The organism is Actinomycetospora chlora, assembly GCF_039542135.1.
GTDB lineage: Bacteria > Actinomycetota > Actinomycetes > Mycobacteriales > Pseudonocardiaceae > Actinomycetospora > Actinomycetospora chlora.
Genome location: NZ_BAABHO010000021.1, coordinates 49,501 through 61,963 on the forward strand (window position 1 = coordinate 49,501; position 12,463 = coordinate 61,963).

The 12,463-nt window shown below is 73.5% G+C and carries 13 protein-coding genes; 4 read left to right on the forward strand and 9 right to left on the reverse strand.

The genetic code is table 11. The features are described 5' to 3' along the window. Nucleotides 1-4 precede the first annotated feature (4 nt). Entirely contained in the window at nucleotides 5-562 is a 558-nt protein-coding gene (locus ABD994_RS14740; protein WP_345415879.1) for a Uma2 family endonuclease, read from the reverse strand. Nucleotides 563-706: 144 nt separating this feature from the next. Between ABD994_RS14740 and ABD994_RS14745 the strand changes: the two genes are divergently transcribed. After that, on the forward strand, nucleotides 707-1,033 hold the full coding sequence (locus ABD994_RS14745; protein WP_345415882.1) for a hypothetical protein: 327 nt from the start codon (nucleotides 707-709) through the stop codon (nucleotides 1,031-1,033). A gap of 20 nt (nucleotides 1,034-1,053) precedes the next feature. Continuing rightward, on the forward strand, nucleotides 1,054-1,266 hold the full coding sequence (locus ABD994_RS14750) for a hypothetical protein (protein ID WP_345415885.1): 213 nt from the start codon (nucleotides 1,054-1,056) through the stop codon (nucleotides 1,264-1,266). A 52-nt stretch (nucleotides 1,267-1,318) separates the two neighbouring features. Here the strand turns inward: ABD994_RS14750 and glnA are convergent, their stop codons facing one another. Then, the gene (gene glnA, locus ABD994_RS14755) at nucleotides 1,319-2,740 is read right to left on the reverse strand and encodes a type I glutamate--ammonia ligase (RefSeq protein WP_345415888.1); all 1,422 of its coding nucleotides are present in this window, start codon (nucleotides 2,738-2,740) and stop codon (nucleotides 1,319-1,321) included. A 264-nt stretch (nucleotides 2,741-3,004) separates the two neighbouring features. Between glnA and ABD994_RS14760 the strand changes: the two genes are divergently transcribed. Continuing rightward, a complete protein-coding gene (locus tag ABD994_RS14760; protein ID WP_345415891.1) occupies nucleotides 3,005-3,502 on the forward strand; it encodes an RDD family protein in 498 nt (165 codons plus the stop codon). 7 nt (nucleotides 3,503-3,509) lie between these two features. On the opposite strand, the gene ABD994_RS14765 is transcribed toward ABD994_RS14760, so the two are convergent. After that, on the reverse strand, nucleotides 3,510-4,256 hold the full coding sequence (locus ABD994_RS14765) for a DUF4191 domain-containing protein (RefSeq protein WP_345415894.1): 747 nt from the start codon (nucleotides 4,254-4,256) through the stop codon (nucleotides 3,510-3,512). Between the two features lie 26 nt (nucleotides 4,257-4,282). Continuing rightward, a complete protein-coding gene (lipA, locus tag ABD994_RS14770) occupies nucleotides 4,283-5,281 on the reverse strand; it encodes a lipoyl synthase (protein WP_345416021.1) in 999 nt (332 codons plus the stop codon). Nucleotides 5,282-5,415: 134 nt separating this feature from the next. Here lipA and ABD994_RS14775 point away from each other — a divergent pair, with 134 nt between their 5' ends. After that, nucleotides 5,416-6,357 (forward strand): LLM class F420-dependent oxidoreductase, encoded by a 942-nt coding sequence (locus tag ABD994_RS14775; protein WP_345415897.1) that lies wholly within the window; start codon nucleotides 5,416-5,418, stop codon nucleotides 6,355-6,357. A 12-nt stretch (nucleotides 6,358-6,369) separates the two neighbouring features. Here ABD994_RS14775 and ABD994_RS14780 read toward each other — a convergent pair whose 3' ends face one another. The 5 genes from ABD994_RS14780 to sucB all read right to left on the reverse strand — a co-directional run bounded on the left by ABD994_RS14780 (nucleotide 6,370) and on the right by sucB (nucleotide 12,462). Continuing rightward, nucleotides 6,370-7,356: an LLM class flavin-dependent oxidoreductase gene (locus ABD994_RS14780; RefSeq protein WP_345415900.1), complete on the reverse strand. Its 987-nt coding sequence runs from the start codon at nucleotides 7,354-7,356 to the stop codon at nucleotides 6,370-6,372. Nucleotides 7,357-7,420: 64 nt separating this feature from the next. Then, the gene (lipB, locus tag ABD994_RS14785) at nucleotides 7,421-8,170 is read right to left on the reverse strand and encodes a lipoyl(octanoyl) transferase LipB (protein ID WP_345415903.1); all 750 of its coding nucleotides are present in this window, start codon (nucleotides 8,168-8,170) and stop codon (nucleotides 7,421-7,423) included. Between the two features lie 10 nt (nucleotides 8,171-8,180). Continuing rightward, nucleotides 8,181-9,434 carry an NAD(P)/FAD-dependent oxidoreductase gene (locus tag ABD994_RS14790; RefSeq protein WP_345415905.1) on the reverse strand — a complete coding sequence of 418 codons (1,254 nt, stop codon included), beginning with the start codon at nucleotides 9,432-9,434 and terminating at the stop codon, nucleotides 8,181-8,183. Then, nucleotides 9,431-10,321, reverse strand: coding sequence for a TIGR01777 family oxidoreductase (locus tag ABD994_RS14795; protein WP_345415907.1), 891 nt, complete (start codon nucleotides 10,319-10,321; stop codon nucleotides 9,431-9,433). Before ABD994_RS14795 ends, ABD994_RS14790 begins: the two co-directional genes overlap by 4 nt. Before the next feature lie 167 nt (nucleotides 10,322-10,488). Continuing rightward, the gene (gene sucB / locus ABD994_RS14800) at nucleotides 10,489-12,462 is read right to left on the reverse strand and encodes a 2-oxoglutarate dehydrogenase, E2 component, dihydrolipoamide succinyltransferase (RefSeq protein WP_345415909.1); all 1,974 of its coding nucleotides are present in this window, start codon (nucleotides 12,460-12,462) and stop codon (nucleotides 10,489-10,491) included. Nucleotide 12,463: the final 1 nt, after the last annotated feature.

Sequence of the window (12,463 nt, forward strand, 5' to 3'; positions counted from 1 at the left end):
GCCGTCAGCGGGCCAGCGTGCCGAGGTCCAGCGTCACCGGGAACGGTCCGGCGAGCGTGACCGTCGAGTCGCGGGCGATCTCGCGGTAGGTGCCGTCGACGAGTTCGTGCAGATGGCCGACCGGTTCGTCGTCCACGAACTCGATGCGGAGGTACACCGGGACGCCCGCCTGGGCGTAGAGCTGCGGCTTCACGGCTCGGTCCGTGAACGCGTTGCCCGGGCTCACGATCTCGACGACGAGCCGGACCGCCGACGCGTCGGCGACGAGCGCCGCCATGTCCGGCTCCTCGACCACGGCCAGGTCCGGGATGAGGAGGCGGTCCTGCCCGACCCGGACGTTCACGGCTTCGAGCGCCCGCATCCCACGCGGGGCGGCGGCGTTCAGGGCGGCCCACAGCCGGCTGGAGAGCCACTGGTGCCGGTGCGAGCCGGTGGGGCTCACGAGGAGACTCCCGTCGAGCAGCTCGACGTGGCGGTCCACCGGGAGGGCCAGGACGTCCGCCTCGGTCCAGGGTCCGTCGTGCGCGAACGGGTCGACGTGCTCCTGTTCGGGTGCGGCCACGGCTCCTCCTCCCCGGTGCTCGTTCCCGTCATGGTCGCACCATCGCACCGGTCCCCGACACCGCCGGAGCGTCGTGCGAACGCGCGGGGTGACACGCGGCCGTGTGGGTGGCGTTCCGGCCGCGGATCACCGACCATCGAACACGTGTTCGATGCTCGGGGACCGGCGCAGCGCCGCAACGACCGGTCCGGCGCGCTGCAGCGCGACGAGATCAAGCCGGTGTGGGTCGATCTCGCGATCGCCTACCCGCGGCCCCCGGAGCGGCCCGTGCGGCCGATGCCCGAGGGCGTCGACCTGCAGAGCCGCGTGCCCGGCGAGCTGCTGGCGTGGCGGCGCACGACGACGGGGGAGTGGGTGGGGTGGGTGTGCCTGCCCGTCCGGCGCGGCGAGGAGATCCGCTACGTCTACCAGTACGTCGTCGCCGCCGCCCTCTCCCCGCGCGAGGACGTGCCGGACCGCCGGTCACCGTGAGCACGTGGAAGCATGGAGGCATGTTCTCGGCGCTCGGTCTCACCACGATCCGCGGCTGCGTCACCGGCTGGGTGATCAGTGCCGTGGTGCTGCTCGTCGGCCTCGCCCTGGTGTTCACCGTCAGCCCGGAGATCGGGATCGTGCTCTTCGTGCTCGGCGCGATCGGGTCGGTGGTCGTCACCGTGGCGATGTTGCGGGTCCGCTCGAACGTCCCGCCGAAGGAGCGGTTCTAGACGCACGACGGCCCGGCACCCCGCGGGGCACCGGGCCGTTCGCGACCGCTGATCAGCAGTTGTAGTACAGCTCGAACTCGTACGGGTGCGGCCGCAGGCGCAGGCCGGTCACGTCGTCGCGCTTGAGCTCGATCCACTTCTCGATGAGGTCCGAGGTGAACACCCCGCCCTCGAGCAGGTAGTCGTGGTCGGCCTCGAGGTTGTTCACCGCGGCGTCCAGGCTGGCCGGGACCTGCGCGATGTTGGCGGCCTCCTCGGGCGGCAGCTCGTAGAGGTCCTTGTCGACCGGCGTCGGCGGCTCGATCTTGTTCCGGATGCCGTCCAGGCCGGCCATCATCATGGCGGCGAAGGACAGGTACGGGTTGCCCGACGAGTCGGGGCAGCGGAACTCGAGGCGCTTGGCCTTCGGGTTGTCGCCGGTGATCGGGATGCGGACGCACGCCGAGCGGTTGCGGTTCGAGTAGACCAGGTTGATCGGGGCCTCGAAGCCGGGCACCAGGCGGTGGTACGAGTTCGCCGTGGCGTTGGTGAACGCGACCAGCGAGGGCGCGTGGTGCAGGATGCCGCCGATGTAGTGGCGGCCCATGTCCGACAGGCCCGCGTAGCCGTTGGCGTCGTAGAACAGCGGCTCGCCGCCCTTGAACAGCGACTGGTGGCAGTGCATGCCCGAGCCGTTGTCGCCCGCGAGCGGCTTCGGCATGAAGGTCACGGTCTTGCCGGCCTGCCAGGCGGTGTTCTTGACGATGTACTTGAACAGCTGCAGGTCGTCCGCGGCGTGCAGCAGGGTGTTGAACTTGTAGTTGATCTCGGCCTGGCCGCCGGTGCCGACCTCGTGGTGCAGCTTCTCGAGCTCGAAGCCGGCGTTCATGAGGTTGGTGCCGATCGCGGCGCGCAGGTCGGAGCTCTGGTCGGTGGGCTCGACCGGGAAGTAGCCGCCCTTGAAGGCGATCTTGTTGCCCTTGTTGCCGCCGACCTCGTCGCGGCCCGCGTTCCAGGCGCCCTCGATCGAGTCGACCTCGTAGAAGGTGCCGTTCGCCTTCGAGTCGTAGCGGATCGAGTCGAAGATGTAGAACTCGGCCTCGGGGCCGAAGAAGCAGGTGTCCGCGACGTCGACGGTCGAGAGGAACTTCTCGGCCTTGCGGGCGACGTTGCGCGGGTCGCGGCTGTAGGCCTCGAGCGTCAGCGGGTCGTGCACGAAGAAGTTGACGTTGAGCGTCTTCTGGGCCCGGAACGGGTCGATGCGCGACGTCGCCACGTCGGGCAGCAGCGTCATGTCCGACTCGTTGATGCTCTGGAACCCGGTGATCGACGAGCCGTCGAAGGCCAGCCCGGCGGTGAAGACGTCCTCGTCGAACTCCGACGCCGGCACGGTGAAGTGCTGCATCTGCCCCGGCAGGTCGCAGAAGCGGACGTCGACGTACTTCACCCCCTCGTCGGAGATGTACTTGAAGACCTCGTCCTGATTGTTGAACACCCTGGGTGGCTCCTTCACACGCTTGCCGGGGACGACGGGGGTCGAACGGTCAGCGGATCGCACCGTACCCACTGATCGGGGGCGTCGACCGTGACCGGTCCAGGTGATCCCGACGCTAAGCGGGTGCTGTTGCTCGTCCGTCACCAGCATGTTTCACAGCAGTTAACGAGCGCTGGGTGGCCGGACCGCCACGCAGCGCCGACCCGTCCGAGGGTCGAGCTCCGCTCCGCTCCGTCTCCCGCCACGCGCCCGTAGCCTGACACGGTGGCCTGGTTTCGTGAATGGCTCGAGGGCCGGGACAGGGCGCCGGTCGCGCCGGCGCGCCCGTCCCCGGCGGCCCGTGAGGTCTCCGAGGAGCCGGCGTCGACCTACCCCGGCGAGCGCTTCGGCCTGCCCGAGACCGGGCGCGGGTCGGTGGCGACGCTCGCCCGCCGCGGCGGGCAGTTCGCCCTCGACGCCCTGCTCGCCGGGCTGCTCGCCCTGCTCTTCACGTTCCCGGTGCCGCCGCAGAACTGGAGCCTGCTGACCTGGGCGATCATCATGGTCGTCCCGGTCGCGGTGGTCGGGGCGACGCCGGCGATGGCGCTGCTGGGGATGCGCGTCGTGCGGCTCGACCGTCCGGAGCGCGCGGGCGTCGGCCTGCTGTGGACGCTCGTCCGCACGTTCTCGGTGTTCTTCGTCATCCCGGCGCTGATCGTCGACCGGGACGCGCGCGGCGTGCAGGACCGCGCGAGCCGCACGGTCGTGGTGATGACGCGCTAGCGACCGGCTATCGGCGTCGCGCGGTGCGCTGCATGCCCTTCATCTGCTGGGCGTTCTTCGGCACCGGGCCCTTGGGCACGGCCGGCCCGCCGCGGTTGGCCAGGGCCGCGAGGCGCTTCTCGACGTTGTCCATCTGGCCCTTGTCGATGTTGCGCGGCAGCTTGGTGACGTGGCGCTGGAGCTTGGCCAGCGGCACCTGGCCCTCCTCGTCGCCGACGGAGATCTCGTAGATCGGGACCTGCCCGATGATGCGCGAGACGCGCTTCTTCTCCTGGGCGACGAGGTTCTTGGTGCGGTGCGGCGCGCCCTCGGCGACGAGGATGACGCCCGGGCGCCCGATCACGCGGTGGACGGCGTCGAGCTGGGTGGTGCCCGCGACGGCCTGGGTGACGCGCCACTGCCCGCGCATGGTGTCGAGCGCCCACCCGGCGGCGCCGGGCTGGCCGTTGGCCTTGGTGTAGACGTTCCGCTGCACGCGGCGGCCGAAGATGATGACCGCCAGCAGGATGCCCAGCAGGATGCCGGTGGGCAGCAGGAACCACTGCTGGCCGAAGAGCAGCCCGACTCCGAAGAGCACCAGCCCGGTGCCCAGCACCGCGCCGATCATCAGCGGCAGGAGCAGCTTGTCCTCGCGGCGCTGCATCTGGAACGCCTGCCAGATCTGGCTGAACCGCTCCTTGCGCGCGGCCTTCGCGGCCTGCTTCGCGGCCTTCTTCTCTTCCTTGCTCGCCGCGCCGGAGCCCTGCTTCGCCATGCGTCCCATTCTGCCCTACGGGGACGTCACGCCCGAGCCGCGGAGCCCTTCGTGCGGGCGAGCACCTCGCCGACCTCCTGGCGGGCCGGGCCTTCCTGCGCGAGCTCGGCCATGCCCTCGGGCAGCTCCTCGCCGCGGGCGAGCACGGCCTGCGCGTAGAGACGGCCCGCCCGGTACGACGAGCGCACCAGCGGTCCGGCCATGACGCCGGGGAAGCCCATGGCGAGCGCGGCGTCGCGGTGCTCGACGAACTCCTCGGGCTTGACCCATCGCTCCACGGGGTGGTGGCGCAGGCTCGGGCGCAGGTACTGCGTGAGCGTCAGCAGCTCGCAGCCCGCGTCGACGAGGTCCTGCATCGCCGCGGTGACCTCCTCGGGGGTCTCGCCCATGCCGAGGATGAGGTTGGACTTGGTGACCAGGCCGGCGGCGCGGGCCTGGCGGATGACGTCGAGGGAGCGCTCGTAGCGGAACCCCGGCCGGATGCGGCGGAAGATGCGCGGCACCGTCTCGAGGTTGTGGGCGAGCACCTCGGGGGCGGCGTCGAACACCGGCCCCAGCTGGTCGGCGCGGCCGTCGAAGTCCGGGATGAGCAGTTCGACGCCGGTGCCCGGGTTGAGCTCGTGCACCTGGCGGACGGTCTCGGCGTAGAGCCACGAGCCGCCGTCGTCGAGGTCGTCACGCGCGACGCCGGTGATCGTCGAGTAGCGCAGCCCCATCTGGCGGACCGACTCCGCGACCTTGCGCGGCTCCGTCCGGTCCAGCGGGGAGGGCTTGCCCGTGTCGATCTGGCAGAAGTCGCAGCGGCGCGTGCACTGCTCGCCCCCGATGAGGAAGGTGGCCTCGCGGTCCTCCCAGCACTCGAAGATGTTCGGGCAGCCGGCCTCCTCGCACACCGTGGCCAGGCCGGAGCCCTTCACCAGGCCCTTGAGCTCGGTGAAGTTCGGGCCGGTGGCCACGCGCGTGCGGATCCACTCCGGCTTGCGCTCGATGGGCGTCTGGGAGTTGCGGACCTCGAGCCGCAACATCTTCCGTCCCTCACCGAGGTCCTGGCGTGGAGCAACCGTCACGGCCCCGACCCTACGCCGCACGCCGCTGATGTCCGGCCGGGAAGTGACCCGGGGGACGGTTCGGACGTTGATCGGGTGACTACCCTGATCGTGTGGACCTTCGGATCTTCACCGAGCCGCAGCAGGGCGCCGCCTACGACGACCTGCTCCGCGTTGCCCGGGCGTCCGAGGACGCCGGGTTCGACGGTTTCTTCCGCTCGGACCACTTCCTGGCCATGGGGGAGGCCAACGGCCTGCCCGGGCCCACCGACGCCTGGGTCACGCTCGCGGCCCTGGCGCGCGAGACGCGCACCATCCGCCTGGGCACGCTGATGACGGCCGCGACGTTCCGCCTTCCCGGCCCGCTCGGGGTGATGGTGGCCCAGGTCGACCAGATGTCGGGCGGGCGCATCGAGCTGGGGCTCGGCACGGGCTGGTACGAGGCCGAGCACCGCGCCTACGGGATCCCCTTCCCGCCGGTGGGAGAGCGGTTCTCGATGCTCGCCGAGCAGCTGGAGATCCTCACCGGGGCCTGGCGCACGCCCGTCGGGGTCCCGTACACCCACCACGGCGAGCACTACGAGTTCACCGACAGCCCGGGCCTGCCCAAGCCGCTGCAGACCCCGCACCCGCCGATCATCGTCGGCGGCAACGGCCCGCACCGCACGCCGGCCCTCGCCGCGACGTACGGCACCGAGTTCAACATGCCGTTCGCCGGGCTCGACGAGATCGTCGCCGGTCAGGAGCGCGTCGACGCCGCGTGCCTCGACCAGGGCCGCGACCCGAAGACGCTGGGCCGCTCCACCGCGCAGGTGCTCTGCACGGGGCGTGACGAGGCCGAGGTCGCCCGACGCGCCGACGCGATCGGCCGCGACCCCGCCGAGCTGCGCGCCAACGGCCTGGCGGGCACGCCCGCGGAGGTGGTCGACAAGCTCGGGACGCTCGCGGAGCGCGCGGGCCTCGACCGCGTCTACCTCCAGGTGCTCGACCTCTCCGACCTCGACCAGATCGACCTCGTCGCCGCCGAGATCTCGCCGCAGGTGCGCGCGGCCTGAGGGGTCACGTCGTCACGCCGTCGCGTCGAGGAAGCGCTCCAGCTCGCGGCGGGTGTCCGATCCGCAGGGCTGGAAGACGATCTCGGTGACCCCCTGCTCGCCGAGCTGGTCGAGCCGCTCGCGCACCTCGCCACGCGTGCCCGACAGCGTCGCCTCGCGCAGCATCGCGTGCCCGCCGGCGTCCCAGGCGGCCCGGTCGGCGTCGTTGAGGTGCACGCAGTGCCCGACGTGCACGGCGAGGTGTCGGCGGCTCTCGGGGGTGCGCTCGACGACGTCCATCCACTCCGGCCCGCCCGGCAGGTCCCGCACGGCGTCGGGTCCGCCGAACTCGTAGGCGCCGTGGTAGGCCAGCGCCCAGCCCGGGCCCGCCGCCTCCTGCGCGTGCCCGGAGTCCGGCGCCTCGCCGTCGTCGAGGACCGTGCCCCAGGCCAGGTAGGGCACCCAGGAGTAGCTGGTCATGAAGCCCGGCTGGGCCAGCGTCACGAACAGGCCGTCACCGAGCTCGCGGGCCACCGCGTCGCCCTTGGGTCCGAGGGCGCCGACGAGGATCGGGACCTCCACCGGGCGGGCCGGTGCGTGGCCCTCCGGGTGGAGCATCTGCATCTGCGCGCCCTCCCACTCGACGACCTCGCCGGCCAGCAGGGCGCGGTAGGCGCGGATGTAGGCGTCCATGAACGACCAGGAGATCGCCCGGTAGCCCATGGCGCGGCGGCCGGTGAACCCGGTGCCGAACGCGACGGCGACCCGGCCCGGCGCGAGCGCCGCGAGGGTGGCCGTGGCCGCGGCGTTGGTCATCGGGTGGCGCAGCGTCGGGACGAGGACGCCCGGGCCGAGACCGATCCGCTCGGTGCGCTCGGCGGCGAGCGCCAGCGTCATCCACACGTCAGGGCTCTGCTGCGGGGTGTCGTACACCCACGCCCGCGCGTAGCCGAGCTCCTCGGCCAGCGCGATGTCGTCCGGCGAGCTCAGGGCGGTGGGGAAGGCGACGGACACGTCCACGGGGATCTCCTCCCGGTCCTGTGACCGGGGACACTCCCGACCGCCGCCGGACGTGTCAAGGGCGTCAGCGCGCGGCGCCCACCCGGACCGTCAGCCCGCCGACGATGACGTCCTGCGGGGCGTCGTCCGCCACCGCGAGCGTCCGGTCGGTCAGCGCGAGCGTGCCGTCGAGGGCGGCGAGCACGGCGTCGCGGGTGGTGTCGCGGACCTCGTCGACGGTGACGTGGCGGCCGAGCTCGGCGGTCAGGCTCGTGACGCCGGCGTCGCGGATGCCGCACGGCACGATCGCCCCGAACGCGGCGAGGTCCGGGTCGGCGTTGAGCGCGAAGCCGTGCAGGGTCACCCCGCGCGCCACGCGCACGCCGATCGCGGCGATCTTGCGGGCGGGGCCGCGGTCGTCGGCGGGCAGCCACACCCCGCTGCGGCCGTCGACGCGCCCGACCGGCAGCCCGTAGCCGTCGCACACCGCGATCAGTGCCTGCTCGAGGCGCCGGACGTGCGCCACCACGTCCACCGGCTCGGCGAGCCCGATGATGGGGTAGCCGACGAGCTGGCCCGGCCCGTGCCACGTGATCTTGCCGCCGCGGTCGACGTCGATCACCGGTGTGCCGTCGGCGGGCCGCTCCTCGGGCAGCGTGCGGCGCCCGGCGGTGTACACCGAGGGGTGCTCGAGCAGCATCAGCACGTCCGGCCCGGTGCCCGCGACGCGGGCCTCGGCGTGCGCCCGCTGCCGGTCCCAGGCCTGCTGGTAGTCGACTGTCCCGAGCTCGTGCACCTCGACGGGCTCGGCGGACGCGCGGCTGGAGCGGCTCACGTCCTCGACGCTACCCCGGTCCCAGGAACCGCAGCGCCTCCTGTGCCGTCCGCCGCCCGCTGACCAGCGCGCCCTGGGTGGACGGGGTGTCGCGGTGGTCGCCGGCGACGAACAGCCCGTCGCCGAGGTCCACCGGGTGGCGCAGGCCCTCCGGGGTGGGGGGCACGGTCGCGGGCAGCGCGCGCGGGACGCGGACCGTCGCCAGCTCGTCCCACGACCCGGCCGGCGTGCCCCACACCCGCGCCAGCTCGCGGCGCAGGTCGGCGTCGGGCAGCGGATCGGGGCCGAGGACGGTGCTCTGCACGACGTGGCGGTGGTCGGGCGAGTAGGACGGTGCGGCCGCGGTGAGCACGAGGGTGTTGACGATCGGGCCGCCCGCGCCGTCGAGGTGCAGCAGCGCCTGGCCCGTCGGGGGCTCGGCCGTCACGTGGTAGTGCGTGGTCAGCGCGAACGTCCGCGGCGAGGGGATCCGCCCGTCCAGGAGCTCGGCGGCGGCCGTGCCCTCGGTCGCGACGATCACCGCACCCGCGCGGACCGTGCCCCGCGGGGTGTCGACCCGTCCCGGCGCCACGCGCTCGACCGGCGTGCCGGTCAGGACCGTGCCGGCGGGCAGGCGCGCCGCGAGCTGCTGGGGCACCGCGCCGATCCCGCGCGAGGGCACGGTCAGGTCGCCGAGGGCGAAGCTGCGCCAGAACAGCGAGAACACCCGTGACGAGGTCTCGAGGTCACGGTCGCCCAGCACGCCGCTGAGGAACGGCCGAAGGAACGTGTCGGTCGGCGTCCCGCCGAGGCCCCAGCGGGCGAGCTCCTCGGCGGTGGTGCGCTCGGGTGCGGTGGCCTGCCGCGACGGGGGGACGACGAGCGAGCGCACCGCGAGCGCGGCGATCCGGGCCTTGTCCTGGAGGCCCAGCAGCCCGTCGAGTGCGGTGCGGGGCGCCCACGACGGGACGCGGCGGGGGTCGGCGAGCCGGTGCAGGCGCCCGTCGGCGTCGCGGACCGCGGCGCCGGGGACGAAGCGGCGCAGGTCGAGGGCCTCGAGGTCGACCGACGCCTTCAGGGCCGGGTACGAGGTGTTGAGGATCTGGAAGCCGCGGTCGACGAGGAAGCCGTCGACGACGTCGGTGCGCACCCGGCCCCCGACGCCGTCACCCGCCTCGCACACCACCACCGAGCGCCCGGCGCGCGCGACCGTGCGCGCCGCGCGCAGCCCCGCGAGCCCGGCACCGACCACGACGACGTCGACGGCGTCGGGGAGGGAGCTCATCCGTCGAGCACCGCGGCCAGCGCCTCGGACAGCGTGGCGTGGCGGAACGTGAAGCCCTCGCGCTCGAGCACCCCGGGCAGCACCCGCTGGCTGACCAGCACGCCCTCGTCGGCGAACTCGCCGAGCACTGCGCGCATCGCGAACCCGGGTACGGCCCACGGCGCCGGGCGGTGGAGCTGGCCGGCCAGGACCCGGGTGAACTCGTCGTTGCTGACCGGGTCGGGCCCGGTCGCGTTCATCGGCCCCGAGACGGAGTCGTGCTCGAGGGCGTAGACGATGGCGCCGACCTCGTCGTCGAGGGAGATCCACGGCCAGTACTGGCTGCCCGAGCCCAGCCGGCCGCCCAGCCCGGCCTTGAACAGCGGCTTGATGCGCCCCATCAGCCCGCCGGACGGTGAGAGGACGAGCCCGGTGCGCACGAGCACGACCCGCGCGCCGGCCTCGGACGCCGGCGCCGTGGCGGCCTCCCAGTCACGGCAGAGGTCGGCGAGAAAGCCGGTGCCGCGCCGGCCGGACTCGTCGACGGCCATCGCCCCGGTGTCGCCGTACCAGCCGACCGCCGAGCCGTTGACCAGCGTGCCGATCCCGTGCTCGGCCACCGCCCGGGCGATGACGTCGGTGGGGATCATGCGGCTGTCGCGCAGCTCCTGCTTGCGCGCCCCCGTCCAGCGCTGGTCGCCGATGCCGGCGCCGCACAGGTTGACGACGGCGTCGGCGCCCTCGAGCGCGTCCGGCGCGATGTGGCCGGCCGCGGGGTCCCAGCCGCGCTCGTCGGGCGCCTGCGGGGTCCGCCGCACCAGGCGCACGACGTCGTGCCCGGCCTCCCGCAGCCGCGGGACCAGGGCGGTGCCGATGAGGCCGGAGGACCCGGCGATGACGACGCGCATGGGGTGATCGTCGCGGAGTGTCCGCCTGCTCGCGACCCGGGGTCGCCCTGGACCTCGTGCCCCGCCCCGGACGAACGAACGGCGCCCTCGCTGCTTCGGAAGCAGCGAGGGCGCCGTTCGTTTCTCGGAGGTGTGCGCGGGCGGCCGAGCACCCGCGTCCGGGCGGGCTAGAGGCCCAGCTCGCCCTCGAACGCGCCGCCCTCGAGGCGGTCCTTGACCGTCGTGAGGAACCGGGCCGCGTCGGCGCCGTCGACGATCCGATGGTCGTACGACAGGCACAGGTAGGCCATCGACCGCACCGCGATGACGTCGCCGCCGGAGTCGTCCTGGAGCACGACCGGCTTCTTGACGACCGCGCCCGTGCCCAGGATGCCGACCTGGGGCTGGTTGATGATCGGCGTGTCGATCAGCGCGCCCCGCGAGCCGGTGTTGGTGATCGTGAACGTGCCACCCGAGAGCTCGTCCGGCGTGATCTTGTTCGCCCGCGTGCGGTCGGCCACGTCGGCGATCTTGCGGGCCAGCCCGGCGAGGTTGAGGTCCCCGGCGTCGTGGATCACCGGCACGATCAGCCCGGCCGGGGAGTCGACGGCGATCCCGAGGTGCTCGGCGCCGTGGTAGGTCACCTCGCCCTTCTCGGTGTCGATCATGGCGTTGACGTTCGGGTGCGCCTTGAGCGCCTCGACCGTCGCCAGGGCCATGAACGGCAGGAACGAGAGCTTGACGCCCTCGCGCGCCTGGAAGTCGGCCTTCGCGCGGTCGCGCAGCCGCGCGATCCGCGTGACGTCCGCCTCGACCACCGTCGTGAGCTGGGCGGAGATTTGCAGCGACTCGACCATGCGCTTGGCGATCGTCGCCCGGCGCCGGGAGAGCTTCTGCGTGGTGCCGCGCAGCCCCGAGGTGTCCGGCGCCGGCGCGCCGGACGAGCCGCGGGCCCCGGACGCCGACGGCTGGGCCGGCTTCTGCACCTCGCCGCCGTGCACCGCGCCCCCGCCCGAGCCGCCGGCGGGAGCCGCCTGGGTCGGGGCGTCGGACGCGGCGGACGCCGCGGAGGCGTCCTGCTCGTCGGCCGCCTTGACGACGTCCTGCTTGCGGATGCGCCCGCCGACGCCGGTGCCGGCCAGCGACGACAGGTCGACGCCGCGCTCGGCGGCGAGCTTGCGCACCAGCGGCGTGACGTACGGCGAGCCGGCCTCGGTGGACGGCGCGGAGGAGGGCGCCGAGGAGCCGTTGGACTGCGAGGCCTGCTCCCGCGGCTGCAGCCCGCCGGCGTTCGCGGGGCCCGACGGGCCGGTCGACCGCTCGGTCTCGTGCGAGACGTAGTCGTCGGCGCCCGACGCGGCCTGTGCGCCGCTCGAGGCCGCCGCCGGCTCCGGCTCGTTCGGCTGCTCCGGCTCCGGGCGCGGGTCCTGCTGGGGCTGGGACGGCTGGGACGGCTGGGACGGCTGGGCCGGCTGCTCCTGGGCCGGGGCCGCCGACCCGCCGCCCGACGCCTGCGACGCGTCGCCGATGACGGCGAGCGCGCCCCCGACCTCCACGGTGTCGTCCTCGCCGGCCTTGAGCTCGAGGACCGTGCCGGCGACGGGCGAGGGGATCTCGGTGTCGACCTTGTCGGTGGACACCTCGAGCAGCGGCTCGTCGACCTCGACGGTGTCGCCGACCTGCTTGAGCCAGCGCGTCACCGTGCCCTCGGTGACCGACTCGCCCAGCGCCGGCATCTCCACGGTCGTGCCCGACCCGCCGCCCGACGAACCACCCGAGGAGGCCGCCGCGGGCTGCGCCGGCTGCTGCGGCTCCGGCTCCGGCTCCGGCTCCGGCTCGGGCTCGAGCTGCGACGGCTCCGGCTCCGGCGCCTGCTGCTGGGGCTCGGCCTGGGCCTCACCGCCGCCGCCGCCCGCGGACTCGCCCTCCTCGCCGATGACGGCGAGGTCACCGCCGACCTCGACGGTGTCGTCCTCCTGCGCCACGATCCGCTGCAGGACGCCCGCCTGGGGCGAGGGGATCTCGGTGTCGACCTTGTCGGTCGAGACCTCGAGCAGGGGCTCGTCCACGTCGACGTGGTCGCCCTCCTGCTTGAGCCACCGCGTCACCGTGCCCTCGGTGACGCTCTCCCCGAGAGCAGGCATCTGGACGGTGTAGGCCATC